Here is a 23659-nt window from a genome sequence, read left to right as displayed (position 1 = left end):
GTCCTCGTACTCCGCGAGCGTGCGCTGGAGCCGCGCGGCCAGCTCCTGGAGCTGTGGCCAGGCCGGTCGCCCCCGCCCCCGGAATCACCGGCGGGCGGTGACCGTCTTCTCCACCGCGAAGAGTTCCTCCTCGACGTGGTCCAGCGCGAGCCGCAGCGCTCCGGTGGCCACGGCGGCCTCGCCGAGCAGGGACAGCGCCACCCGCGGCGGACGCAGGCAGTAGCGCTCCAGCTCCTGGCGCAGGGGCCCCAGCACCCCGTCCAGGCCGGCGGCCCAGCCGCCGACGACCACCAGCTCCGGATCCATCGCCAGGACCAGCGCCGCCACGTCGTGCACCAGCCGTTGCAGGAACCGCTCGACGGCGGCGACCGCCCGCTCGTCGCCCCGCCTGGCCATCGCGAAGACCTCCGCGACGGCGGGCTCGTCCAGCGGGTGCAACGGTTCGCCGGTGGTCGACAGCAGCTTCTCGGGCGTCACCTCGCGGCCCAGCAGGTGCAGGGCGCCGATCTCGCCGGCCGCCCCGCCGAAGCCGCGGTGCAGCCGTCCGCCGATCAGCGAGCCGGCGCCGGGGCTGAGGCCCGCCATCACGAACACCATGTCGTCGGTGTCCCGCGCGGCCCCCTTCCAGTGCTCGGCGACGGCGGCCGCGTTGGCGTCGTTCTCCACGTGCACCGGACACCGGAACGAGCGCCGCAGCCGCTCCCCGAGCGGCAGCCCGGTCCAGCCGGGCAGCGCGGTGCCCAGGCGGACGGTGCCGTCGGCCTCCACGATGCCCGGACTGCCGACCCCGACCGCCCGAAGGGAGTCCCGGGGCACGCCGGCCCGGCGCAGCAGGTCGGCGACGGCCGTCCGCACCCGCTCCAGCCGCTCGTCCGCGGTGGCCGCCTCGGCGACCTCCTTGGTTCCGGCGCCGATGATCCGCCCGTCCAGGCCGGACAGCAGCACCGCCACCCGGTGCGAGCCGATCTCGATGCCCAGAAGGTGGCCCGCCTCGGCACGGAACCGGTACCGGCGCGCCGGCCTGCCCTGTCTTCGCGCACCTTCCTCGGCGTCGGCCTCGACGACGAGCCCGGTCGCGATCAGACCCTCCACGACCCCTTCGACGGTCGGCCGGGAAAGCCCGGTCACCCGCGTGAGATCGGTGAGCGTCGGCGATTCGGCCGCGCGCAGTGCCCGCAACACCACGGCGGAGTTGATCCGCCGGAGCAGTGACGGGTCACCGCCGGTCAGCTGCCCCAACGTGTGTCCTCCCAGCTAGCGACCCTGTCAGGCGGATCGTACTGCGCACCCGCCACGGCGGCGAGAAGCAGCCCCCCATAGTCCGGAACCAGCCCCTCCCCAGCCAGGTGACAACCCGCGGGTCAGGACACCTAGCCCGGGGCGACGAACCCCGACTCGTACGCCATGATCACGGCCTGGGTCCGGTCCCGCGCCCCCAGCTTTGCCAGGATCGCGCTGACGTGTGACTTCACGGTCTCCGTCCCGACGATCAGCTCGGCGGCGATCTCCACGTTCGTCAGCCCCCGGGCCATCAGCCGCAGCACCGCCTCCTCCCGTTCGGTCAGGGCGGCCCGCGCCAGCGCCGTCCGAGCCTGGCGGTTCCCGTACTCGGCGGCCAGGGCCCGTACGGCCGCCGGGAAGAGCAGGGTGTCGCCCTCCGCCACCAGCCGTACCGCGTGCACGATCTCGGACGGCCGGGCCCGCTTCAGCAGGAACCCGTCGGCCCCCGCCCGCAGCGCCTGGTAGACGTACTCGTCGTTCTCGAAGGTGGTCACCACGAGAATCTTCGGCGGAGAGTCCACCGTGCGCAGGACGGCCCGTGTGGCCTCGATCCCGTCGAGCAGCGGCATCCGTACGTCCATGGCCACCACGTCCGGCCTCAACTGCCGTACGAGCGGGACGACCGAGGCCCCGTCGCCGGCCTCACCCACCACTTCGATGTCGGGCTGGGCCTCCAGGACGGCGCGCAGACCCGCACGCACCAGGGGTTCGTCGTCTACGAGCAGAACGGTAACCGGCATCCGGTCAGCGTATTCGCTCCAGCGGAAGCCGGGCGCGCACTCTCCAACCGCCCTCATACGGACCGGTCTCGGCCTCACCGCCGAGCAGCGAGGCCCGCTCCCGCATCCCGCGCAGACCGGACCCACCGCCCGTCGCGACGGCGGGCCGCTCCGGCAGCGGGTTCGTGACCTCCAGCACCAGCCGCTGCGGGGTCATGTCCACCCGCACCCGTACGGGCACGGGACCGCAGTGCCGCAGTACGTTGGTCAGCGCCTCCTGCAGGATGCGGTACCCCTCCCGGGTGACGGGTCCCGGCAACTTCTCCAGAGGTCCCGTCAGCCGGGCCTCCACCGCCGCGCCGGAGGCCCGGGCCGACTCCAGCAGCCGGTCCGCCTCCACCAGGGTCGGCCGCTGCGAGGGTGGCTGCGCCGACTCCCGCAGCACCAGCAGCACCCGCTCCAGGTCCTCCAGTGCCGCCCGGCCCGTTTCCTCGATCGCGCACAACGCCCGCTCCGTGAAGGCGGGGTCACCGGCGGCCCGCGCCGCTCCCGCCTGCACGACCGCCACCGTCAGGGCGTGCCCGATGGAGTCGTGCAGCTCCCGCGCGATGCGGGTCCGCTCCAACAGCCGCTCGGTGCGCGCCTCCAGCGCGCTGAGGCGCTCGGCCGCCGAAGGCCCGAGCAGCCGCCGGGCGAGCGCGGTGATCACCTCGCCGAGCAGGACGATCACGGAGAGAAGCACGACCAGCGGTACCGGTGCGAGCAGGGCGGCGGCCCAGCGCGGCGGGGTGAGCGGCAGCATCGCATCGTCCGACAGCGGCTGCCCGAGCGCGATCGTGACGAGTTCGACGGCCAGTACCGGCAGCGCGACCGTCGCGAACATGGCCGGACCCGCGACGAAGAGCCGCAGCTCCAGCCACAGCAGCGTCCGCCACCGGTCGTTCCACCCCGCGGACGCAGCGACGGCGATGCTGCCGCCCGGGGCGCCCCGATCGTGCGGGGTCAGCAGGAACTGCGCCTGCAGGCCCTCGGCCAGCCGCACCCACGGCAGGAACGCGAACGGTATGACGATCAGCAAAGGAGCCCACGGCCAGGCGGGATGGATGAAGACCCAGATGGCCAGGAGCAACAGGGGAACACAGAGGTGCAGCCAGCGTGAATAGGTCACCGGTCGCAACGGAGCCAGGAGCAGACGGTACATGTACTCATCGTGACAGCGTCCAGGTCACGAGCGTCTCCCCCACGTGGGGGAGACGGGACCCCCGCATGGGGGAGGGAAGGGGGAGGCGCGGCCGCGAGTCTTGAGTCATGAACCGCATCGAGATCCGCGAACTGACCAAGGACTACGGCACCACCCGTGTCGTGGACCACCTCACCTTCGACGTCCTGCCCGGTCGGGTGACCGGCTTCCTGGGACCCAACGGCGCCGGAAAATCCACGACGATGCGGCTGCTCCTGGGGCTCGTCCGGCCCACCGCCGGCACCGCCACCATCGGCGGCCGTCGCTTCACCGACCTTCACGACCCGCTGCGCCACGTGGGCGCCCTGCTCGATCCGCAGGCACCCCACGGTGGCCGCACCGCCCGCGATCACCTGCTCATCCTCGCCGCCGCCAACAGCGTCCCGGACGGGCGCGTGGACGCGGTGCTGGAGCAGTCCGGCATCGCCTCGGCGGCACGACGCAGGATCAAGACCTTCTCTCTGGGCATGCGCCAGCGCCTGGGCATAGCGGCCGCGTTGCTCGGGGACCCCGGAGTACTTCTGCTGGACGAGCCGACGAACGGTCTGGACCCGGAGGGCATCATCTGGATCCGCGACCTGATGCGCGCCCTCGCCGCCGAGGGCCGTACGGTCCTCGTCTCGAGCCATCTGATGTCGGAGACCGCGTCGTTCGCCGACCACCTGGTGGTGCTCGGCCAGGGAAAGCTGCTCGTCGACACCCCGACGGCGGAGTTCATCGACGCGCACAGCTCCCGCCGGGTGCGGCTGCGGACCTCCGACCCGGACCGGCTGCGCGCCGCCCTGGCGGGCCGCGGGTTCCGGCTGGTCCCCGCGCAGGACGGGCGGTGGACCGTCGACGGGATACACGCCGAGGCGGTCGGAGCCCTCGCGGCCGACGAAGGAGTTCCGTTGCTGGAACTCTCCGACGAGCGTGCCTCGCTGGAGCAGGCGTACCTCGGCCTTACCGCCGGCCGCGCCGAGTTCTCCGCTTCCGCGGCCTGACGTCCGCCGCCACCCGGCGCACCCCGCCGGTCCTGTCCCCCGAGCTCCCGTTTCCGTGGAGCTCCCATCCCCCGACCCTCACCGGAGTTCCCGACATGACCGCAGCAGCCATGCCCACCCCACCCGTTCTGCGCTCGGAATGGATCAAGATACGGTCCGCCCGCTCGATCCTCGGTTCCCTCATGGCCGTGTTCGGCGCCACCGCCGGCATCACCGCCCTCACCGCGGCGTCGATCGGCACCGCCGAGGAGGGGGCCATGGGAACGGATCCCCTGCTCGCCGCCTTCTACGGCATCAACTTCGGCCAGATAGCGGCCATCGCCTTCGGCGCCACCGCCCTCGCAGGGGAGTTCCGCAACGGCGCCTTGGCACTCTCGCTCACCGCGGTGCCCAACAGGACCCGGCTCTATCTGTCGAAGGTGCTGGTGGTCGCCGGACTCGGCTTCCTCGTCGGACAGGTCACCGGGCTCGTCACCTTCGTCTCCGGGCAGGCGTTCATGGGGGAGTACGCCCTCGGACTGGGCGACCCGGGCGCCCTGCGGGCGGTGTTCGGCAGCGGCGTCTACCTGATGCTGATGGCGCTGCTCTCGGCCGGCCTGACCGCACTGGTGCGCAGCGGCACCCTGGTGATGTGCCTGCTCATACCCTTCGTGCTGATCGTTCCCTTCGTGGTCGGCCAGGTCGTCGGCGGTGCGGGACGGTTCATGCCCGACCGGGCCGGACAAGCGGTGATGCGGATGAACGCGGAGGGATCGCTCGGCCCGTGGACCGGTCTCGCCGTCGCCGCCCTCTGGTCGGTCGGGGCCCTGACGGCGGGTTGGTTCGCGATGCGCCGGAGAGACGCGTGACACCAGGCCAGTTGTCAGTGCCGGCCGGGATACTGACGGCATGACCACGGCAGAGCACCTCGACACGATCGACCGGCTCCGGGGCCGGGAGTTCCCGGCGGAGCCGGTCGGGTCCGGCGGGCGGCGCAGCGGCCCGGGATACCACCTGGTGCAGGTCGGCCGGGCCGAGGACATCTGGGAGGACGGTGGCTCGGGGCGGGCCGCGGCGGCCGACCAGGTCACCGCCGAATACGGGGCGCTCGTCCAGGCCCTGGAAGCCCGGTGGGGGGAGGCCCAGCGATTCAGCGTGACATCGATCCGGCACAGGGGGATCGAGGGGGAGGCGATACCGGAGCCGTGGGCCGAGGTGAGCGGCACGACCGACCATGTGCACACGTGGCAGGTGGAGGGGCGGTGGCTCGTGGCCTACGCCGCCCTCTGGGACGGCGGTGAACCGTACGCGCTGATGGCGGGCGTCACGGTGGTCGACCCGCCGTAGCCCCGACGGGCGGCGGGGCCACGGCGGCGCGGGGATCAGACGTCGTCGGCGGACTCGGCGGACTCGGCGGACTCGGCGGCGGAACGCAGGCGGGCGTACTCCTGGGCCATGGACTCGGCGGTCCAGTGGGCGTTGAGGCCGCTCGGGTTCGGGAGAGCCCAGACGCGGGTGGAGCCGATGGTCCGCTCCTGCGGGCCGATCCGGGCCCGCCGTTCGCCGAAGGCGGTGCGGTAGGCGGTGACGCCGACGACCGCCAGCCACTGGGGGCGAAGCAGCTCCACCTTGGCCGTCAGGACGCGGCCGCCCTCGCGGAACTCCTCGGCGCTCAGCTCGTCGGCGCGGGCCGTGGCACGGGGCACGACGTTGGTGATGCCGAGGCGGTGGGCGAGCAGTTCCTCCTGCTCCGCGGGGGCGAAGCGGCGCGGGGTGAAGCCGGACAGGTGCAGGACCGGCCAGAAGCGGTTGCCGGGCCGGGCGAAGTGGTGGCCCGTCGCCGCGGAGAGGAGACCCGGGTTGATGCCGCAGAACAGCACACGAAGACCGCCCGCGACCACGTCCGGGAGGACGCGGTCACGGGCGGCGTCCAGCTCTTCGGGGGTCAGAGGATCGACCCCGGCGCGTATCCGGCGGCCTGCGGGTGCTGCTTGGCGATCGCCTCGATCCGCGAGACCACCACCGCGACCTGGTCGGCCGCGGCGCCGGTGAAGGAGAGCTTGTCGGCCATGAGGGCGTCGAGCTGGGCCCGGTCCAGCGGCATCCGGTCGTCGGCGGCCAGCTTGTCCAGCAGCTCGTTGCGCTCGGCACCCTGCTCGCGCATGGCGAGGGCCGAGGCCACCGCGTGCTCCTTGATGACCTCGTGGGCGGCCTCACGGCCCACCCCGGCCCGCACCGCGCCCATCAGGACCTTGGTGGTCGCGAGGAACGGCAGGTAGCGGTCCAGCTCGCGGGCGACGACGGCGGGAAAGGCCCCGAACTCGTCGAGAACCGTCAGGAAGGTCTCCAGCAGGCCGTCGAACGCGAAGAACGCGTCCGGGAGGGCGACCCGGCGGACCACGGAGCAGGAGACGTCGCCCTCGTTCCACTGGTCGCCGGCCAGCTCGCCGGTCATCGAGGCGTAGCCGCGCAGGATGACCATGAGGCCGTTCACGCGCTCGCAGGAGCGGGTGTTCATCTTGTGCGGCATGGCGGAGGAGCCGACCTGGCCGGGCTTGAAGCCCTCGGTGACCAGTTCGTGGCCGGCCATCAGGCGGATGGTCTTGGCGATCGACGAGGGCGCGGCGGCCAGCTGCACGAGGGCGGTGACCACGTCGTAGTCGAGCGAGCGCGGGTAGACCTGGCCCACCGAGGTGAAGGCGTGGGCGAAGCCGAGGTGGGCGGCGATCCGCTGCTCCAGGTCGGCGAGCTTCGCGGCGTCGCCGCCGAGCAGGTCGAGCATGTCCTGCGCGGTGCCGACCGGGCCCTTGATGCCCCGCAGCGGGTAGCGGCCCAGCAGGTCCTCGAGGCGGTCGTAGGCCACCAGCAGCTCGTCGGCGGCGGTGGCGAAGCGCTTGCCCAGCGTGGTCGCCTGGGCGGCCACGTTGTGGGAGCGGCCGGCCATGACCAGCTCGGCGTGCTCGCCGGCCAGCGTGCCGAGGCGGGTGAGCACGGCGACCGTGCGGTCCCGGGCCAGCTCCAGCGAGAGCCGGATCTGGAGCTGCTCGACGTTCTCGGTGAGGTCGCGGGAGGTCATGCCCTTGTGGACCTGCTCGTGACCGGCGAGGGCGTTGAACTCCTCGATCCGGGCCTTCACGTCGTGCCGGGTGACCTTCTCGCGCTCGGCGATGGAGGCCAGGTCGACCGTCTCCAGGACGCGCTCGTAGTCGGCGAGGGCCGCGTCGGGGACCTCGATGCCGAGGTCCTTCTGGGCGCGCAGCACGGCGAGCCACAGCCGCCGCTCCAGCGTCACCTTGTACTCGGGGGACCACAGGACGGCGAGCTCCGCGGAGGCGTAGCGGCCGGCCAGGACATTGGGGATGCGGGGCTTGGCTGTCACGTGGAGGGATTCTACTTGGGCCCCGGCTGTGCGTTTACGCAGGCAGGGGCACCACGGCGGATTGTGGCTTGCTACGAGAGCGGCGAGCCCTCGTAGGGCAGCAGGTCGGGGCGCTTGGCCGGGCGGCCGTCCCCGCTGGAGCGGCCGGTCAGCCGGCGGCCCACCCAGGGCAGCAGGTGCTGACGGGCGAACCGCAGGTCCTGGGACCGGCGCACCGTCCACCCCGGCGGCGCCGCCATCGGCAGCCCGGTGTGCCAGTCCTCCTCGGGAGGCAGGCCCAGTGTCTGCCAGACCGCCTCGGCGACCCGGCGGTGCCCCTCGGCCGTCAGGTGCAGCCGGTCGACGTCCCACATACGCGGGTCGCCGAGCGCGGGGGACCCGTACAGGTCGACCACCCGGGCCCCGTGCCGGGCGGCCAGCTCCTCGATGATGACGAAGAGCTCCTCCATCCGGGGCCGGAAGCGTTCCATCACCGGCCCGTTGCGTCCCGGCGAGCGCATCAGGACGAGCTGCCCGCAGGCGGGCGCGAGGAGTTCCACGGCGGACTCCAGGTGGGCCCGGACCCGGCCCATGTCGACCTTGGGGCGCAGCGTGTCGTTCAGGCCGCCGACCAGGGTCACCAGGTCGGCGCGCATGGCCGCGGCCGCCGGAGCCTGTTCCCCGGCGATCTGGCCGATCAGCTTCCCGCGGACCGCGAGGTTGGCGTAGCGGAAACCGGGCTCACGCGCCGCGAGGCGGGCGGCGAGCAGGTCGGCCCAGCCCCGGTAGGAGCCGTCCGGGAGCAGGTCGGACATGCCCTCGGTGAAGGAGTCGCCGACCGCGACGAAACTGGTGTAAGAGGCATTCATCTCCATGGCGGAGTGATGCTACCGCGCGGTACCCCCGCCCCGCAGGGCCGGGGGACCACACGCGCGGGCCGTTACGCGGAGGCCGGCCGGCCGAACAGCTCGCGCAGGACGTCCTCCATCGTCACGAGGCCCGTCATGGCGCCGTCCGGCCCGAGCACCGCTGCCAGATGGGTACGGCTGCGGCGCATCGCGGTGAGCACGTCGTCCAGCGGGGTCTCGGCCCGCACCTGGGCGATCTGCCGCAGCGCCGACACCGGAAACGGCTCGTCCCGCTCCTGCGCTTCCGCGTCCAGGGCATCCTTGACGTGCAGGTATCCCAGGATGCCGTGCTGGGCGTCGACCACCGGGAAGCGGGAGAACCCCGATCGGGCCGACAGCCGCTCCAGCCCGGAGGGGGTGATGCCCTCCCGCGCCGTGACCACCCGCCGAGCCGACAGCACCACGTCGGTCACCGGCCGGCGGCCCAGCTCCAGGGCGTCGTGCAGCCGCTCGCTCGCCCGGTCGTCCAGGAGCCCCGCGGCACTGGAGTCCTTGACCATCCGCGCCAGCTCGTCGTCCGAGAAGGTCGCCGCGACCTCGTCCTTGACCTCCACCCGCAGCAGACGCAGCAGCGCGTTGGCGAAGGCGTTGATCGTGAAGATCACCGGACGCAGCGCCCGGGTCACGGCCACCAGAGGCGGCCCCAGCAGCAGGGCGGTGCGCACCGGCTCGGACAGCGCCACGTTCTTCGGCAGCATCTCGCCGAAGAGCATGTGCAGGTACGTGGCCAGCGCCAGCGCCACCACGAAGGAGATCGCGTGCGTCAGCCCGGCCGGAACCCCGAGGAGGTCGAACACCGGGGTCAGCAGGTGCGCGATGGCCGGCTCGGCCACCACACCCAGCACCAGGGTGCACAGCGTGATGCCGAGCTGGGCCGCCGCCATCAGCGCCGACACGTGCTCCAGCCCCCACAGGACGGCGCGGGCCCGCCGGTCGCCCTGCTCGGCGAACGGCTCGATCTGGCTGCGCCGGACCGAGATCAGCGCGAACTCCGCGCCGACGAAGAACGCGTTGACGACCAGCGTCGCCAGCCCGATCAGCAGTTGGATGACGGTCATCGGGACTCCTCCCCGGCGTCGCGGCCGTCGATGACGGTGGGGCCCGGCGGCGCGTGCAGCAGCACCCGCGCCGCCCGCCGTCCGCCCGCGTCCACCACGTCGAGCCGCCAGCCGTCCAGCTCCATGCTGTCGCCGACCAGCGGGATGCGGCCCAGCTCGGTCGCCACCAGACCGGCGAGCGTCTCGTACGGGCCGTCCGGCACCCGCAGACCGATCCGCTGGAGCTGGTCGGTGCGCGCGGCGCCGTCGGCCGAGTAGAGCGGCCGGCCGGAGTCGTCGGTTCCGGCTGGTGCCAGGTCCGGGGTCTCGTGCGGGTCGTGCTCGTCGCGGACCTCGCCGACGACCTCCTCGACGATGTCCTCCAGCGTGGCCACGCCCGCCGTGCCGCCGTACTCGTCGATGACCACGGCCATCGTCTGGCGACCGGACAGCCGGTCCAGCAGCCGGTCCACGGTCAGCGACTCCGGTACGAGGAGCGGCTCGCGCAGCAGCGACGCCACCGGGTGGCGGTGGCGTTCCCCGGCGGGCAGCGCCAGCACGTCCTTGATGTGGACGGTGCCGACGACGGAGTCGAGGCTGCCCCGGTAGACGGGGAAGCGGGACAGGCCGGTGGCCAGCGTCGCGTTCGCCACGTCCTCCGCGGTCGTCTGCAGGTCCAGGGCGGTGACCTGGACCCGGGGGGTCATCACGTTCTCCGCCGTCAGATCGGCCAGGTTCAAGGTCCTCACGAACAGTTCCGCGGTGTCCTTCTCCAGGGCCCCCGCCTTCGCGGAGTGCCGGGCCAGCGCCACCAGCTCCTGCGGGGTCCGGGCCGAGGCCAGCTCCTCGGCCGGCTCCATCCCGAAGCGGCGCACCAGGTGGTTCGCCGTGCTGTTCAGATGGCTGATGAGGGGCCTGAAGGACCGGCTGAAGACCCGCTGCACCGTCGCCACCCGCTTGGCGACCGCCAGCGGCGAGGAGATCGCCCAGTTCTTGGGCACCAGCTCGCCGAACACCATCAGGACGACCGTGGACACCGCCGTGCCGAGGACCAGGGCCGTGGAGGACGCGGCGCCGGGCGACAACCCCATGGCCTCGAAGGGGCCCTGGAGCAGCGCGGAGATCGACGGCTTGGAGAGCATGCCGATCACCAGGCCGGTCACCGTGATGCCGAGCTGGGCGCCGGACAGCTGGAACGTCAGGGTCCTGACCGCGGCCAGTGCGCTGTCCGCGCCCCGCTCGCCGCGCTCGACGGCCCGTTCGAGCTCGCTGCGCTCGACGGTGGTCAGGGAGAACTCGGCCGCGACGAAGACACCGCAGGCAAGGCAGAGCAGCAGCGCCAGGACGAGCAGGAGCACTTCCGTCATCGGTCGATCACCTCCGTCCCATGATCGGCCAGGAGGAGGGGTGCCGCGCGGTGTCGCGGGGGGAAGTGTCGTGGACCGGAAGGCTCGCCCATGGGCGGACGCTCACACCTTTCGTTCGAGGGGGACCGGTTCGGGACCGGTTCCCCCACGGTAGAGGAAGGCCGACAGGAGTGGATCGTGGTTTCCGCGGAGCCCTGTCCGGGCCGGCGGGCCCGCGCAGGGAGGGCCCTCGTACCCGCCCCGGGGCGGTGTATCCCGCGGAGCGGAACTCACTGGCTGCCGGCGGGAGGCCGTGCTTGGCTCCCGGTCATGAACCAGCTGCGCATACGGGCCGCCGTGCCGGCCGACGCCGAGGACGTGCTCGCCTTCTGGAGGGAAGCGGCGGAGGGCACGTCGATCACCGACGACCTCGACGGCGTGCACCGGCTGATCGCGCGCGACCCGGACGCGCTGATCCTCGCGGAGTCCGGCGGACTCCTGGTGGGCTCCGTGGTGGCCGGGTACGACGGGTGGCGCTGTTCGCTGTACCGGCTGGCCGTGCTGCCCGCCCACCGCAGGCAGGGCATCGCGACGGCGCTGCTCGACGCGGCCGAACGGCGCTTCCGCGCCGTAGGGGGCCGACGCGGCGACGCGATGGTCCTGGAGGCGAACGGCCGGGCACGGGAGGCGTGGGCCGCGGCCGGCTACCACCGGCAGGACCGCTGGCGGCGCTGGGTGAAGCCGTTCGAGCCGGTACGGGATGCCGGGCGCGCCGCCGGCCCGGTCAGCTGACGCGGCGGGCCGAGCCGAGGACGCAGTACGAGGTGGGCAGGGCCGGGCCGCGCTCGGGGAGCCGGAAGGCGCGCTGCGAGACGATCCGGAAGCCCGCGGCCTCGATCGAGGCGAGCGGGTCGCGGGCCGTGTGGCAGCCCCCGAACAGGCGGGGCCAGACGGTCCGGTCGAGCGCCCGCTGGACGGCCGCCATACCGGGGCCGGGGGCCAGGCCGTGCTCGAAGAAGCGAAGCTCGGCGTCGGGGCGCAGGACGCGGTGCAGTTCGGTGAGGGCGCGGGGCAGGTCCCGTACGGTGCACAGCACCAGCGAGGCGACGGCGGCGTCGAAGGCCTCGCTCTTCACGGGCAGGGCCTCGGCGGCGCCCGGTACGACGTCCACCGGCACCTCGACGTGCTGGGCGGCGGCGGATGCGAGCCGGCGCAGGGTGCGCTCCGGTTCCACGGCGACGACCTCGGACACGGCGCGCGGGTAGTGCGCGAAGTTCAGGCCGTTGCCGGCGCCGATCTCGATGACGCGGCCGGACACGCCGTGCAGCAGCTCGCGCCGCAGGGGGGCGATGCCGGCGCGGGTCTCGGCGGTGGTGCTCGCGCGGGCGTAGAACCGCGCGAAGAGGGGGTGGTGGACCGGGTCGTGGGGCGGTGCCGGTGCCGGGCTACGGCGGGGCGTGGGCATGAGGGGCCTCCGGGGCGGTGGCGGTGCCGGTACTTCCAGGGTGCCCGGTCGGCGGGGCCTCATCCCTGCCGGTGCCCGCCGGGGGCCGCGCGCTCCGGGGCTCCGCCGTGGCGCCGGCGCGGCGGGGGTGGTTCCGGGGTTCCGCCCCGGGCCCCGCGCCTCAAACGCCGGCGGGGCTGGGTGGGGCTCCGCCCCGCCGGCGTCGCCGGCCCGGGGTCAGGCGGGCCAGGCGGTCAGGAAGGCGGCCACCGACCAGGTGCCCGACAGGGCGGGGGAGAGCCAGGCCGGGGCCGCCGCGCGGAACCGGTCCGGCGGGAGGGCGCCGGAGCCCTGCGGGACCGCGCCCAGCAGCGGCAGGCCGGACACCTCCGGGAGGTCGGCCAGGTTGCAGCGGGAGGCCAGGTCCGGCGCGGCCGGCCAGCTGCCGACGACGACGCCCAGCGCGGTCAGCCCCCGCGCCCGCAGGGCCTCCGCCGTGAGAGCGGTCGCGTTCAGGGTGCCGAGGCCCGCCGGGGCGACGACCAGCGTCGGCGCTCCGAGCAGCCGGGCCGCGTCGGCCAGGGTGTGGCCCGCCTCGTCGAAGCGGACGAGCAGCCCGCCCGCCCCCTCCACCAGCACCAGGTCGTGCGTGCGCGCCAGCCGGGTGGCCGCCTCGGCGACGGCGGCCGGGGAGAGGGTCGCCAGACCGGAGCGGCGGGCCGCGGTGTCCGGGGCCAACGGCTCCGGGTAGCGGGCCAGTTCGAGCGCCGTCACCGACGGCCCGGCCAGCCGTACCACCTCGGCGGCGTCGCCCGGCTCGTCCGGGGCCACGCCGGTCTGCGCCGGTTTGAGCACCGCCACCGACCGCCCGGCCGCGACCGCGGCGGCCGCGACCGCCGCGGTGACCACCGTCTTGCCGATCTCGGTGCCCGTGCCGGACACCATCAGTACCTCGGCCATCTCAGCCCTCCTGAGCCGCCGCCACCACCGCGCGGCAGATGCGGGCGACGTCGGCGTCGCCCGTGACGAACGGCGGCATGGTGTAGATCAGGTCCCGGAACGGCCGCAGCCAGACGCCCTCCCGGACCGCCGCCCGGGTGGCCGCGGCCATGTCGACGTCGTGCGTCAGCTGGACCACCCCGATCGCGCCGAGGACGCGCACCTCCCGTACGCCGGGCAGTGCGGCGGCCGGCGCGAGCCCGTCGCGCAGGCCCGCCTCGATCCGCTTGACCTCGCCCGCCCAGTCCCGGTCGAGCAGGAGGTCGACGGAGGCCAGCGCCACCGCCGTCGCGAGGGGGTTGCCCATGAAGGTCGGGCCGTGCGCGAGCACCGGCACCTCGCCCCGCGAGATGCCGTCGGCCACCCGGCTCGTGCACAGGGTCGCCGCCAGCGAGAGGTAGCCGCCCGTCAGCGCCTTGCCCAGGCACAGCACGTCGGGGGTGATCCCGGCGTGGTCGGCGGCGAAGAGGGCGCCCGTACGGCCGAAGCCCGTCGCGATCTCGTCCAGGATCAGCAGGACCCCGTACTCGTCGCACAGGTCGCGCAGCACGCGCAGGTAGCCGGGGCTGTGGAAGCGCATGCCGCCCGCGCCCTGGACCACCGGCTCCACGATCACCGCGGCCAGCTCGTCCGCGTGCGCGGCGATCAGAGAGCGCAGGTGGTCGGCGTACGCCGGGTCCACGGGCGTGTCGAAGTCGCCGGGCGGCGCGTCCGCGAAGACCTGCCGGGGCAGGTGGCCCTGCCACAGCTCGTGCATCCCGCCCTCGGGATCGCAGACGGCCATCGGCTGCCAGGTGTCGCCGTGGTAGCCGCCGCGCCAGGTGAGCAGCCGGGTCTTGCCCGTCCGCCCCACCGAACGCCAGTACTGCAGGCACATCTTGACGGCGACTTCGACGGCCACCGAGCCGGAGTCGGACAGGAACACGTGCTCCAGACCCGCCGGGGTGATCTCGACCAGCCGCGCGGCGAGCCGGACGGCCGGCTCGTGGGTGAGCCCGCCGAACATCACGTGCGACATCCGGCCCAGCTGGGCCGTCGCGGCCTCGTTCAGCACCGGGTGGTTGTAGCCGTGGACGGCCGACCACCAGGAGGACATGCCGTCGACCAGCTCTTCGTGGCCCTGCCCCTGGGCGGGATCGGCGAGCCGCAGCCGGACCCCCGAGGCGGAGGCGACGACCAGCGGCTCCTGCCGCCCGGGCATGGGACCGTACGGGTGCCAGACGTGCTGCCGGTCCAGCGCGAGGAGTTCCGCGCCGGCCGGCAGCGGGTGGAGCGGATCAGGCATTGGGGGCGATGTCCGTCCCCGCGCCGCGACGTCGGACCGACACCAGGTCGGACCGGACACCGCCGGCATCGGCCTGCGCCCGTGCGGGAACTGCCTCGGCGTGCCCCGAGCAGCCGCCGCACGCCGAGCCGCAGTCGGCCGCCTCGCCGGCGCCGGCGGGCGCCGCGGAACCGCAGACCGAGGCGCCACCGCCGCCGTGCGAGCCGCAGCCGCCGGCCGGGGCCGCGGCCGCTTCGGCCTGCGCCGCCAGGTCGGAGCGGTGGGCGGGGAGGGTCGTCGTCCCGGCGCCCTCCACCTCGAATCCGGCGTCCGCGATCATGTCGAGGTCGGCCTGTCCGGCCTGGCCCTCACTGGTCAGGTAGTCGCCCAGGAAGATCGAGTTGACCAGGTGCAGGGCCAGCGGCTGCATCGAGCGCAGGTGCACCTCGCGCCCGCCCGCGAGGCGGACCTCGACGTCGGGGCAGACGAAGCGGACCATCGCCAGGATGCGCAGGGCGCGCTGCGGGGTGAGGTTCCACTCCTTGGCCAGCGGGGTGCCCTCGAACGGGATCAGGAAGTTGACCGGCACCGAGTCGGGGTCGAGCCCGCGCAGCGAGTAGACGACGTCGACCAGGTCCTCGTCGCTCTCGCCCATGCCCGCGATCAGGCCGGAGCAGGCGGACAGCCCGGCGGCGTGCGCCTTCTGGACCGTGTCGACGCGGTCGGCGTACGTGTGGGTCTTGGTGATCTGCCCGTACGTGGCCTCGGAGGTGTTGAGGTTGTGGTTGTACGCGTCGGCGCCCGCGTCCTTCAGGCGCTCCGCCTGGCCGTCCGAGAGCAGGCCCAGGCAGGCGCAGACCTCGACGCCCTCGTTCTGCTCCTTGATCGCGGCGATCGTCTTTCCGACCCGGTCCACGTCCCGGTCGGTCGGCCCGCGGCCGCTCGCGACCAGACAGACCCGCTTGGCGCCGCCCGCGACGCCGGCGGCCGCGGCCTGGGAAGCCTCCTCCGGCTTCAGCCAGGTGTACTTGAGGATCTCGGCCTTCGACCCCAGGCGCTGGGAGCAGTACGAGCAGTCCTCGGGGCACAGGCCCGACTTCAGGTTGACCAGATAGTTCAGCTTCACCCGACGGCCGAACCACTGACGGCGCACCTTGCCGGCCGCGGCCACCACGTCGAGCAGTTCGTCGTCAGAAGTCGCCAGTACGGCGAGCGCCTCTTCGCGGGTCGGCAGCTCGCGCCGCAGCCCCTTGTCCACCAGGGTGTTCAGCAGGTCCATGATGCCGATCCTGGCCTACACGACCACTCCCGGCCAAGGAGGGATGACACAACATGGCCGGATGGGAGTGTGTGTATCGCCACACATGACCCGCAGGTCACGCCCGGATAGGGTCGGGCTGGTCTGTGGACTGCCGACAAAAACGAGGACCCCCCGATGCCCGAGCACACTTCCGACCCCGCGGCGGACGTCTTCGCCTGGATCGACGACGCGGAACGGGCGCGCGAGCGCGCCGGGCTGGTCCGCACCCTGCGCCCGCGGCCGGCGTCCTCACCGCTTCTGGACCTCGCGAGCAACGACTACCTCGGACTGTCCCGGCACCCCGAGACCGTACGGGGCGCCCGGGACGCGGCCGAGCGATGGGGCGCCGGCGCCACCGGCTCCCGCCTGGTCACCGGCACCACCGAACTCCACGCCGAGCTGGAGCGCGAGCTCGCCGCCTTCTGCGGGTTCGAGGCGGCGCTGGTCCTCTCCTCCGGGTACGCGGCCAACCTCGCCGCCGTCACCGCGCTGAGCGACCGGGGCACCCTCGTCGTCTCCGACGCGGGCAACCACGCCTCGATCGTCGACGGCTGCCGCCTCTCGCGCGCCGAGACCGCCGTGATCCCGCACTCCGACCCGGAGACCGCCCGCAAGACGCTCGCCTCGCACGGCGGACGGACGCTGCTGGTCAGCGACTCGGTGTTCTCCGTGGACGGGGACGCGGCCCCGCTCGCCGCGTACGCCGCCGCCTGCCGCGACGAGGGCGCGGCGCTGGTCGTCGACGACGCGCACGGGCTGGGCGTGCTCGGCGAGGGGGGCCGCGGGGCGCTGTACGCCGCCGGGCTGGCGGGCGCGCCCGGCGTGGTCGCGACGATGACGCTCTCGAAGTCCCTGGGCAGCCAGGGCGGAGCCGTCCTCGGTCCCGCCAAGGTGATCCGGCACCTGGTCAACACCGCCCGGACCTTCATCTTCGACACCGGGCTCGCCCCGGCCGCCGCGGGCGGGGCACTGGCCGGCCTGCGCCTGCTCCGGCGGGAACCGGAGCGGGCCGCCCGCGCCCGCGAGGTGGCCGGCCGGCTGTACGGGCTGCTCACCGCGTCCGGCCTGACCGCGGCCCGGCCGGACGCGGCCGTGGTGTCGGTACGGGCCCCGTCGGCTTCGGCGGCACTGCGCTGGGCCGCCGACTGCCGCGAGGCGGGACTGTCCGTGGGGTGCTTCCGGCCGCCGTCGGTGCCGGACGGCATCTCCCGGCTCCGGCTCACCGCCCGGGCCGATCTCACGGGGGAGGAGATCGGCCGGGCCGTGTCGACGATCCTGCGCACCGCTCCGGCCGGAGCCACGGACCGGTAGGCGGGGTTACGGGTGCAGGCCCGCCCGTACCTGGGCGAGGAAGCCGTCCCAGGCCGGCCCGGTGAAGAGCACGGCCGGGCCGTCCGCCCGCTTGGAGTCGCGGACGGCCAGCAGGCCGCCGCCGAGGGCGGCCGCCTCCACGCAGTTGTTCATTCCGGTGCTGCGGCTGCTCCGCCGCCACCGCGCGCCGATCAGAAGTCCGCTGGTGGCCAAGAGGGTTGCGGACACGGGGGTGCCTCCTTACGCGTCGTCAGCGAGTGAGCCGATGAGACCCGACGAGTCCCGGGGCGGGAGGGCGTGCGCCTGGATGGTGCGGAACGCGGCGCTGTACGCCTCGAGGTCTTCCTTCCGCTCGAGATAGAGGCTACTCGTCAAATGGTCGAGTACCACCACATCCAGATCGGCGATGTTCGGAAATGAGAAGATGACGAACGGTCCCGTGAGGCCGAGATGCCCCCCCACGCTGAACGGCAGTACCTGAAGGCACACTTGGGGCAGCCGTGCCACCTCCACCAGGTGCCGCAACTGCTCCGCCATCACCCCCGCGCCGCCGATCTGGCGGCGCAGCACCGCCTCGTCGAGCACGGCGCTCAGCTCCAGCGGCGGATCGGACCGCAGCACCGCCTGCCGTGCCAGCCGCACCTCGACCAGGGCGTCCACCTTCGGCTCGGGCAGCCCGCCCAGCGCGGCCCGGGTCACCGCACGCGCGTACCGCGGCGTCTGCAGCAGCCCCGGGACCACCGACAGTTCGACGGTGCGCGCCGACCGGGCCCCGGCCTCCAGGCTGATGAAGTCCCGGTACTCCTGCGGCAGCAGCCCCCGGTAGTCGTGCCACCAGTGCCGTCCCCGCCCGGTGCCGTCCCCCGCCGCCGGGCCGGACGCCGAAGCGGACAGCGCCTCCAGCAGGGCGCGCTGCTGAGGACTCACGATCTCCCCGTACACGTCGAGCAGCACGCGGATGTCCTCCGCTTTCACGCCGCTGCGCCCCGTCTCGATACGGCTGATTTTCGACTGGTGCCATCCCGCGATCCGGGCCGCCTCACCACTGGTGAGTCCGGACCGGTCGCGCAGGGCGCGCAGTTCCTCGCCGAGCTTGCGCCGACGCACCGCAGGACCGTGCTGCACACCCGTCTCCTTCCACCGGCACAGCTCGCACCAGTCTGCCGTCCGAATACGCTCTTCCGTAGCAGAGTTCACCGCATTGGGCGACAGATATATGCACAACTTGAGGGAACGGCAGAAACCTCGTCAGGATGGGTGGCACTCTGGCGTCCAGCACAGATCCGGGGCGGGTCCGCCCCGGTGGGAAAGGGACCGTCGCCATGGCAGACCACCAGGAAGCATCCGTCACTCTGCCGAGCGAACCCGCCTCGGTCGCCGCCGCCCGACGCTACGTGGCGGAGGTGCTGGGCGCCTGGGGACTGCCCGACGACGCCGACACCGCGGACAGCGTCCGGCTGATCGTCTCGGAGCTCGCCACCAACGCCGTCCAGCACACTTTCGGCCAGTCGCCCACCTTCACCGTCGACATCCTGCTCGAGCGCGGCGAGTGGCTCCGCGTCGGAGTGACCGACAGCCACCCGCGCTGGCCCAAGCGGCTGCCCGCCGCCGTCCAGCAGGACAACGGCCGGGGCATGGTCATCATCCGCTGGCTGACGGCCGAGGCGGGCGGCCGGCTGTCGGTCAGCCCGACCGAGGACGGCGGCAAGACGGTGTGGATCGCACTGCCCTGGCCGGCCGGGGTGCCCGTGACGAGCGCCACCGGCCGCTGACCGGACGGAGGGCCCGGGGCCCGTCCGCCCCGGGAGCCCCTCCGCCCCGCCCGTCAGGCGGCCGTTCGTTCAGGACAGGCCGCGCTCGACGGCGCCCCGCTCGATGCACAGCTCGTTGCCCTCCGGGTCGGCGAGGACGACCCAGCCCATGACGCCGTCCGCCGCGCGCCGGTCGTCAACGACCTTCGCTCCGAGCGCGACGAGCCGCTCGACGGTCTCGTCGCGGGTGCCGGACGGCGGCTGGATGTCGAGGTGGACCCGGTTCTTGACGGACTTGGAGTCCGGCACCCGGATGAACAGCAGGCCGGGCACGCCCGGCTGTCCGGGCTCCAGCAGGATCTCGTCGTCTCCCTCCACGTCGTCCGGATGGATGGGGAAGCCGGTCACCGCCGACCAGAACTCGGCGGTCCCGTAGGGATCGATCGCGTCGAAGGTGATGTGCCGGACGGGGTTGATGAACATGCGTCTCCTCGGACAGGGCGCGTACGGCTTCGTATACGGAACCGGATTCCGGGGACCCGGAAGGCGAACCGGGTGCCTCCCCGAAACGTGGGTTAACTCAACGGAAAAACGCGGCGCATAGCGTGGCGCCACGTTCGACCGCCAATGATCACCCATCATCCGGTAAAGCGACGGTGGTCGGGACGGAAAGCCTTTCCCCGCGTCGGGCAAGACCTGCTTGGCCCGGATATGGCCTGGTCAACGAAGCGTTGACGGCCAGTAGGGTTCGGCCCGGCGCGATGTCGATCTTGTCCCGGAAGCTTGGTGATAGCTGTGCAACTGACACCGCACGAGCAGGAGCGACTGCTCATCCATGTGGCCGCCGACGTGGCGGCGAAGCGGAGGGCGCGCGGTGTGCTCCTCAACCATCCCGAGGCGATCGCCCTGATCACCTCGCACCTCCTCGAAGGGGCCCGCGACGGCCGGACGGTGGCCGAGCTGATGGCCTCCGGGCGCACCGTGCTGCACCGCGGGGAGGTCATGGAGGGAATCCCCGAGATGATCCACGACGTCCAGGTCGAGGCGACCTTCCCGGACGGCACCAAGCTCGTCACCGTCCACGATCCGATCGTCTGAGGGAGTACCCGCCATGATCCCCGGCGAGATCGTATACGGGGACGGTCCGGTGTGCCTCAACGAGGGCCGCCCCGTCACCCGCCTCACCGTCCTCAACGGCGCCGACCGGCCCGTCCAGGTCGGCTCCCACTACCACTTCGCCGAGGCCAACCCCGGTCTCGGCTTCGACCGGGCCGCCGCGCGCGGGCTGCGGCTGAACATCGCCGCCGGGACCGCCGTCCGCTTCGAGCCCGGGATCCCGGTCGCCGTGGAACTCGTACCGCTGGGCGGGCTGCGCGTCGTGCCGGGGCTGCGCGGGGAGACCGGAGGGCCGCTCGATGGCTGAGATCTCCCGCCAGGTGTACGCCGACCTCTTCGGGCCGACCGCCGGGGACCGGATCAGGCTGGCCGACACGGACCTCTTCGTCGAGATCGAGCAGGACCTCAGCGGCGGCCCCGGCCGGGCCGGCGACGAGGCCGTCTTCGGCGGCGGCAAGGTGATCCGCGAGTCCATGGGGCAGGCCCGCACCACCCGGGCCGAGGGCGCCCCGGACACCGTGATCACCGGGGTCGTCGTCCTCGACCACTGGGGCATCGTCAAGGCCGATGTCGGCATCCGCGACGGCCGCATCTGCGGCATCGGCAAGGCCGGCAACCCCGACACCATGGACGGGGTCGATCCCACGCTGGTGATCGGCCCCGAGACGGAGATCATCGCGGGGAACGGGAAGATCGTCACGGCCGGCGCGGTCGACGCGCACGTCCACTTCATCTCCCCGACCGTCATCGAGGAAGCCCTCGTCTCCGGCATCACCACTCTCGTCGGCGGCGGCACCGGGCCGGCCGAGGGCACCAAGGCCACCACCATCACCCCCGGTCCCTGGCACCTGGCCCGGATGTTCGCCGCCCTGGAGGTCTACCCCGTCAACATCGGCCTCCTCGGCAAGGGCAACACGATGTCCCGCGAGGCCATGCACTCCCAACTGCGCGGAGGAGCCCTCGGTTTCAAGATCCACGAGGACTGGGGGGCCACCCCCGCCGTGATCGACGCCTGCCTCGGGGTCTGCGACGAGACGGGCGCCCAGCTCGCCATCCACACCGACACCCTCAACGAGGCCGGCTTCGTCGCGGACACCCTCGCGGCCATCGGCGGGCGGACCATCCACTCGTACCACACGGAGGGCGCGGGCGGCGGGCACGCCCCCGACATCATCACCGTGGTCTCCGAGCCGAACATACTGCCCAGCTCCACCAACCCGACCCGGCCGCACACCGTCAACACCGTCGAGGAACACCTCGACATGCTGATGGTCTGCCACCACCTCAACCCGGCGGTCCCCGAGGACCTCGCCTTCGCCGAGTCCCGCATCCGGCCCTCGACGATCGCCGCCGAGGACGTCCTGCACGACCTCGGGGCCATCTCCATCATCTCCTCCGACTCCCAGGCCATGGGCCGGGTCGGCGAGGTCGTCCTGCGGACCTGGCAGACCGCCCACGTGATGAAGAGACGCCGCGGCTTCCTGCCCGGCGACGGCCCGGCCGACAACCACCGCGCCCGCCGCTACGTCGCCAAGTACACGATCAACCCCGCCGTGGCCCAGGGACTCGCCCGCGAGATCGGCTCCGTCGAGACCGGCAAGCTCGCCGACCTCGTGCTGTGGAACCCCGCCTTCTTCGGGGTCAAGCCCGAACTCGTGCTCAAGGGAGGCCAGATCGCCTACGCGCAGATGGGCGACGCCAACGCCTCCATCCCCACCCCCCAGCCGGTCCTGCCCCGCCCCATGTTCGGCAGCCTGGGCCGCGCCCCCGCCCTGAACTCGCTGAACTTCACCGCGCAGGCCGCTCTCGACGACGGCCTCCCCGAACGGCTCGGCCTCGGCAAGCGGTTCACCGCGATCGAGAGCACCCGCAAGGTGAGCAAGGCGGACATGCGCAACAACGACGCGATGCCCAGGGTCGAAGTCGACGCGGACACCTTCACCGTCACCATCGACGGCGAGGCCGTGGAACCGGCGCCCGCGGCCGAACTGCCCATGGCACAGAGATACTTCCTGTTTTGAGAAGGGGGCAGCTCCGATGAGCCTCGCCGCGCTGCTCGTCCTCGCCGACGGACGTTTCCCCGCCGGGGGGCACGCCCACTCCGGCGGGGCCGAGGCCGCCTGCAAGGCGGGCCGCGTCCACGACGCCGCCACCCTGGAGGACTTCTGCCGGGGCCGGCTGCACACGGCGGGACTCACCGCCGCCGGACTCGCCGCGGCCGCCGCCCTCGGGCTCGATCCGGCGGAACTCGACACCGCCGCCGATGCCCGCACGCCCTCGCCCGCCCTGCGCACCGCGGGCAGGCGCCTGGGCCGGCAGCTGCTGCGGGCCGCCCGGGCCACCTGGCCGTCCCCGGAACTCGACGCGCTGGCCACCGCCTTTCCGCGCGGAGCCCACCAGCCCGTCGTCCTCGGGCTCACCGCCCGCTCGGCCGGACTCGGGCCCGAGGGCGCCGCGCAGGTGGCGGCGTACGAGAGCGTCGGCGGGCCCGCGACCGCGACCGTGCGGCTCCTGGGCCTGGACCCCTTCGAGGCGAGCGGGGTGCTGGCCCGCCTGGCCCCCGAGCTCGACGCCGTCGCGGCCCGGGCGGTGGCGGCGGCCGTGCGGGCGCGCACGGACGGCACGGACGCCCTGCCCGCGGCCTCCTCGCCCCTGCTGGAGATCGCGGCCGAGGTCCATGCCGACTGGCCGGTACGCCTCTTCGCCTCCTGAACCCGCCCTTCGCGCCCTGAACGCCCGCCCCCGTACCCCGCCGAGACCTCCCAAGGAGACCCCCGTGCACCTCGACCACGCCGTGACCTACCCCCACCGCCACACCCACGGCGCCACCCCCGTACGCGCCGACGGCACCCACCGCGCCCTGCGCATCGGACTCGGCGGTCCCGTCGGATCCGGCAAGACCGCCACCGTCGCCGCGCTGTGCCGGGCCCTGCGCACCGAACTGTCCATGGCGGTGGTCACCAATGACATCTACACCCGGGAGGACGCCGAGTTCCTGCTCCGCGAGGCCGTCCTGCCGCCCGAGCGGATCACCGCCGTCGAGACCGGTGCCTGCCCGCACACCGCCATCCGCGACGACATCTCCGCCAACCTGGAGGCCGTCGAGGAACTCGAGGAGAGCGTCGGCCCGCTCGACCTGATCCTCATCGAATCCGGCGGCGACAACCTCACCGCCACCTTCTCCAGGGGACTCGTCGACGCCCAGGTCTTCGTCATCGACGTGGCCGGCGGCGACGACATCCCGCGCAAGGGCGGCCCCGGCGTTACCACCGCGGACCTGCTCGTCGTCAACAAGACCGACCTCGCCCCGTACGTCGGCTCCGACCTGGGCCGGATGGCGCGCGACGCCGCCGAACAGCGCGGGGAACTGCCCGTCGCCTTCCAGTCGCTGCGCGGCGCCGAGGGAGTGGCGCCCGTGGCGGAATGGGTGCGCGAGCGGATCGCCGCCTGGATCGTACGGTGACCGGCGCGGCCCCCGCCCCGGCCCCCGCCCCCGCCCCGCCCCCGGGCGCCCCGCCCCGCCCCCCCCCACTTCTTGCGCCCGCCGCCCCCCCGGGGGGGGCCCCCGCCCCGCCCGCGCCCCCCGCCGCCGCCCCCCCCCCCCGCGCGCCCCCCCGGCGCGG

26 protein-coding genes are annotated in these 23659 nt (G+C 73.5%); 11 read left to right on the top strand and 15 right to left on the bottom strand.

Annotated elements, in window-relative coordinates; genetic code table 11:
• Positions 1-84: 84 nt before the first annotated feature.
• The 3 genes from ABT106_RS22665 to ABT106_RS22655 all read right to left on the bottom strand — a co-directional run bounded on the left by ABT106_RS22665 (position 85) and on the right by ABT106_RS22655 (position 3201).
• A complete protein-coding gene (locus ABT106_RS22665) occupies positions 85-1239 on the bottom strand; it encodes an ROK family transcriptional regulator (protein WP_267718921.1) in 1155 nt (384 codons plus the stop codon).
• 131 nt (positions 1240-1370) lie between these two features.
• Complete coding sequence (locus ABT106_RS22660; RefSeq protein ID WP_351280227.1) at positions 1371-2021, bottom strand: response regulator transcription factor; 651 nt, start codon at positions 2019-2021, stop codon at positions 1371-1373.
• Between the two features lie 4 nt (positions 2022-2025).
• Positions 2026-3201, bottom strand: a complete 1176-nt coding sequence (locus ABT106_RS22655; RefSeq protein WP_351280224.1) for a sensor histidine kinase — start codon at positions 3199-3201, stop codon at positions 2026-2028.
• Between the two features lie 107 nt (positions 3202-3308).
• Between ABT106_RS22655 and ABT106_RS22650 the strand changes: the two genes are divergently transcribed.
• The 3 genes from ABT106_RS22650 (at position 3309) to ABT106_RS22640 (ending at position 5549) form a co-directional block, all read left to right on the top strand.
• The gene (locus tag ABT106_RS22650; RefSeq protein WP_351280221.1) at positions 3309-4223 is read left to right on the top strand and encodes an ATP-binding cassette domain-containing protein; all 915 of its coding nucleotides are present in this window, start codon (positions 3309-3311) and stop codon (positions 4221-4223) included.
• A 95-nt stretch (positions 4224-4318) separates the two neighbouring features.
• Complete coding sequence (locus ABT106_RS22645; protein WP_351280219.1) at positions 4319-5071, top strand: ABC transporter permease; 753 nt, start codon at positions 4319-4321, stop codon at positions 5069-5071.
• 40 nt (positions 5072-5111) lie between these two features.
• Positions 5112-5549, top strand: coding sequence for a hypothetical protein (locus ABT106_RS22640; protein ID WP_351280217.1), 438 nt, complete (start codon positions 5112-5114; stop codon positions 5547-5549).
• A gap of 35 nt (positions 5550-5584) precedes the next feature.
• Here the strand turns inward: ABT106_RS22640 and mug are convergent, their stop codons facing one another.
• The 5 genes from mug to ABT106_RS22615 form a co-directional block, all read right to left on the bottom strand.
• Positions 5585-6151, bottom strand: coding sequence for a G/U mismatch-specific DNA glycosylase (gene mug, locus ABT106_RS22635; RefSeq protein ID WP_351280230.1), 567 nt, complete (start codon positions 6149-6151; stop codon positions 5585-5587).
• A complete protein-coding gene (purB, locus tag ABT106_RS22630; RefSeq protein ID WP_351280214.1) occupies positions 6148-7581 on the bottom strand; it encodes an adenylosuccinate lyase in 1434 nt (477 codons plus the stop codon). Before purB ends, mug begins: the two co-directional genes overlap by 4 nt.
• Positions 7582-7652: 71 nt before the next feature.
• Positions 7653-8435 carry an SGNH/GDSL hydrolase family protein gene (locus tag ABT106_RS22625; protein WP_351280211.1) on the bottom strand — a complete coding sequence of 261 codons (783 nt, stop codon included), beginning with the start codon at positions 8433-8435 and terminating at the stop codon, positions 7653-7655.
• A 65-nt stretch (positions 8436-8500) separates the two neighbouring features.
• Entirely contained in the window at positions 8501-9526 is a 1026-nt protein-coding gene (locus ABT106_RS22620; RefSeq protein ID WP_351280208.1) for a hemolysin family protein, read from the bottom strand.
• A complete protein-coding gene (locus ABT106_RS22615) occupies positions 9523-10872 on the bottom strand; it encodes a hemolysin family protein (protein WP_351280205.1) in 1350 nt (449 codons plus the stop codon). Before ABT106_RS22615 ends, ABT106_RS22620 begins: the two co-directional genes overlap by 4 nt.
• Positions 10873-11181: 309 nt before the next feature.
• Between ABT106_RS22615 and ABT106_RS22610 the strand changes: the two genes are divergently transcribed.
• Entirely contained in the window at positions 11182-11643 is a 462-nt protein-coding gene (locus ABT106_RS22610; RefSeq protein WP_351280203.1) for a GNAT family N-acetyltransferase, read from the top strand.
• On the opposite strand, the gene ABT106_RS22605 is transcribed toward ABT106_RS22610, so the two are convergent.
• The 4 genes from ABT106_RS22605 to bioB form a co-directional block, all read right to left on the bottom strand.
• Entirely contained in the window at positions 11636-12316 is a 681-nt protein-coding gene (locus ABT106_RS22605; protein WP_351280200.1) for a class I SAM-dependent methyltransferase, read from the bottom strand. The two genes, ABT106_RS22610 and ABT106_RS22605, sit on opposite strands and share 8 nt — an antisense overlap.
• Positions 12317-12532: 216 nt before the next feature.
• Positions 12533-13255, bottom strand: coding sequence for a dethiobiotin synthase (gene bioD, locus ABT106_RS22600; RefSeq protein WP_351280197.1), 723 nt, complete (start codon positions 13253-13255; stop codon positions 12533-12535).
• A 1-nt stretch (position 13256) separates the two neighbouring features.
• Positions 13257-14579, bottom strand: a complete 1323-nt coding sequence (locus ABT106_RS22595; protein WP_351280194.1) for an adenosylmethionine--8-amino-7-oxononanoate transaminase — start codon at positions 14577-14579, stop codon at positions 13257-13259.
• A complete protein-coding gene (gene bioB, locus ABT106_RS22590) occupies positions 14572-15837 on the bottom strand; it encodes a biotin synthase BioB (RefSeq protein WP_351280191.1) in 1266 nt (421 codons plus the stop codon). Before bioB ends, ABT106_RS22595 begins: the two co-directional genes overlap by 8 nt.
• 156 nt (positions 15838-15993) lie before the next feature.
• On the opposite strand from bioB, the gene ABT106_RS22585 reads away from it, so the two are divergent.
• Positions 15994-17169 (top strand): 8-amino-7-oxononanoate synthase, encoded by a 1176-nt coding sequence (locus ABT106_RS22585; RefSeq protein ID WP_351280188.1) that lies wholly within the window; start codon positions 15994-15996, stop codon positions 17167-17169.
• 6 nt (positions 17170-17175) lie between these two features.
• Here ABT106_RS22585 and ABT106_RS22580 read toward each other — a convergent pair whose 3' ends face one another.
• On the bottom strand, positions 17176-17397 hold the full coding sequence (locus ABT106_RS22580) for a DUF397 domain-containing protein (protein ID WP_351280185.1): 222 nt from the start codon (positions 17395-17397) through the stop codon (positions 17176-17178).
• 12 nt (positions 17398-17409) lie between these two features.
• Positions 17410-18294: a helix-turn-helix domain-containing protein gene (locus tag ABT106_RS22575; protein WP_351280182.1), complete on the bottom strand. Its 885-nt coding sequence runs from the start codon at positions 18292-18294 to the stop codon at positions 17410-17412.
• Positions 18295-18491: 197 nt separating this feature from the next.
• On the opposite strand from ABT106_RS22575, the gene ABT106_RS22570 reads away from it, so the two are divergent.
• Positions 18492-18941, top strand: a complete 450-nt coding sequence (locus tag ABT106_RS22570; RefSeq protein WP_351280179.1) for an ATP-binding protein — start codon at positions 18492-18494, stop codon at positions 18939-18941.
• A 69-nt stretch (positions 18942-19010) separates the two neighbouring features.
• On the opposite strand, the gene ABT106_RS22565 is transcribed toward ABT106_RS22570, so the two are convergent.
• The gene (locus ABT106_RS22565) at positions 19011-19403 is read right to left on the bottom strand and encodes a VOC family protein (protein WP_351280176.1); all 393 of its coding nucleotides are present in this window, start codon (positions 19401-19403) and stop codon (positions 19011-19013) included.
• A 312-nt stretch (positions 19404-19715) separates the two neighbouring features.
• On the opposite strand from ABT106_RS22565, the gene ABT106_RS22560 reads away from it, so the two are divergent.
• The 5 genes from ABT106_RS22560 (at position 19716) to ureG (ending at position 23499) form a co-directional block, all read left to right on the top strand.
• On the top strand, positions 19716-20018 hold the full coding sequence (locus tag ABT106_RS22560) for an urease subunit gamma (RefSeq protein WP_351280174.1): 303 nt from the start codon (positions 19716-19718) through the stop codon (positions 20016-20018).
• 13 nt (positions 20019-20031) lie between these two features.
• Positions 20032-20343 (top strand): urease subunit beta, encoded by a 312-nt coding sequence (locus tag ABT106_RS22555; RefSeq protein ID WP_351280171.1) that lies wholly within the window; start codon positions 20032-20034, stop codon positions 20341-20343.
• Complete coding sequence (locus ABT106_RS22550) at positions 20336-22057, top strand: urease subunit alpha (RefSeq protein ID WP_351280168.1); 1722 nt, start codon at positions 20336-20338, stop codon at positions 22055-22057. Before ABT106_RS22555 ends, ABT106_RS22550 begins: the two co-directional genes overlap by 8 nt.
• A 16-nt stretch (positions 22058-22073) precedes the next feature.
• Positions 22074-22748 carry an urease accessory protein UreF gene (locus ABT106_RS22545; protein ID WP_351280167.1) on the top strand — a complete coding sequence of 225 codons (675 nt, stop codon included), beginning with the start codon at positions 22074-22076 and terminating at the stop codon, positions 22746-22748.
• A gap of 64 nt (positions 22749-22812) precedes the next feature.
• The gene (gene ureG / locus ABT106_RS22540; RefSeq protein ID WP_351280164.1) at positions 22813-23499 is read left to right on the top strand and encodes an urease accessory protein UreG; all 687 of its coding nucleotides are present in this window, start codon (positions 22813-22815) and stop codon (positions 23497-23499) included.
• Positions 23500-23659 lie beyond the last annotated feature (160 nt).

Origin of the sequence: Streptomyces sp. NPDC002044, from assembly GCF_040296725.1 — a bacterium.
In the GTDB taxonomy this organism is placed as follows: domain Bacteria; phylum Actinomycetota; class Actinomycetes; order Streptomycetales; family Streptomycetaceae; genus Streptomyces; species Streptomyces antarcticus.
The sequence above is the reverse complement of the archived record's forward strand: the minus strand, read 5'-3'. Positions and strand labels throughout refer to the sequence as shown.

Excerpts from the sequence above, each read along its gene's own strand:
- ABT106_RS22660 (WP_351280227.1), bottom strand. The coding sequence starts at position 2,021 with ATGCCGGTTACCGTTCTGCTCGTAGACGACGAACCCCTGGTGCGTGCG.
- ABT106_RS22655 (WP_351280224.1), bottom strand. The coding sequence starts at position 3,201 with ATGTACCGTCTGCTCCTGGCTCCGTTGCGACCGGTGACCTATTCACGC.
- ABT106_RS22650 (WP_351280221.1), top strand. The coding sequence starts at position 3,309 with ATGAACCGCATCGAGATCCGCGAACTGACCAAGGACTACGGCACCACC.
- ABT106_RS22645 (WP_351280219.1), top strand. The coding sequence starts at position 4,319 with ATGACCGCAGCAGCCATGCCCACCCCACCCGTTCTGCGCTCGGAATGG.
- ABT106_RS22640 (WP_351280217.1), top strand. The coding sequence starts at position 5,112 with ATGACCACGGCAGAGCACCTCGACACGATCGACCGGCTCCGGGGCCGG.
- ABT106_RS22625 (WP_351280211.1), bottom strand. The coding sequence starts at position 8,435 with ATGGAGATGAATGCCTCTTACACCAGTTTCGTCGCGGTCGGCGACTCC.
- ABT106_RS22620 (WP_351280208.1), bottom strand. The coding sequence starts at position 9,526 with ATGACCGTCATCCAACTGCTGATCGGGCTGGCGACGCTGGTCGTCAAC.
- ABT106_RS22615 (WP_351280205.1), bottom strand. The coding sequence starts at position 10,872 with ATGACGGAAGTGCTCCTGCTCGTCCTGGCGCTGCTGCTCTGCCTTGCC.
- ABT106_RS22610 (WP_351280203.1), top strand. The coding sequence starts at position 11,182 with ATGAACCAGCTGCGCATACGGGCCGCCGTGCCGGCCGACGCCGAGGAC.
- ABT106_RS22605 (WP_351280200.1), bottom strand. The coding sequence starts at position 12,316 with ATGCCCACGCCCCGCCGTAGCCCGGCACCGGCACCGCCCCACGACCCG.
- bioD (WP_351280197.1), bottom strand. The coding sequence starts at position 13,255 with ATGGCCGAGGTACTGATGGTGTCCGGCACGGGCACCGAGATCGGCAAG.
- ABT106_RS22595 (WP_351280194.1), bottom strand. The coding sequence starts at position 14,579 with ATGCCTGATCCGCTCCACCCGCTGCCGGCCGGCGCGGAACTCCTCGCG.
- bioB (WP_351280191.1), bottom strand. The coding sequence starts at position 15,837 with ATGGACCTGCTGAACACCCTGGTGGACAAGGGGCTGCGGCGCGAGCTG.
- ABT106_RS22585 (WP_351280188.1), top strand. The coding sequence starts at position 15,994 with ATGCCCGAGCACACTTCCGACCCCGCGGCGGACGTCTTCGCCTGGATC.
- ABT106_RS22570 (WP_351280179.1), top strand. The coding sequence starts at position 18,492 with ATGGCAGACCACCAGGAAGCATCCGTCACTCTGCCGAGCGAACCCGCC.
- ABT106_RS22565 (WP_351280176.1), bottom strand. The coding sequence starts at position 19,403 with ATGTTCATCAACCCCGTCCGGCACATCACCTTCGACGCGATCGATCCC.
- ABT106_RS22555 (WP_351280171.1), top strand. The coding sequence starts at position 20,032 with ATGATCCCCGGCGAGATCGTATACGGGGACGGTCCGGTGTGCCTCAAC.
- ABT106_RS22550 (WP_351280168.1), top strand. The coding sequence starts at position 20,336 with ATGGCTGAGATCTCCCGCCAGGTGTACGCCGACCTCTTCGGGCCGACC.
- ABT106_RS22545 (WP_351280167.1), top strand. The coding sequence starts at position 22,074 with ATGAGCCTCGCCGCGCTGCTCGTCCTCGCCGACGGACGTTTCCCCGCC.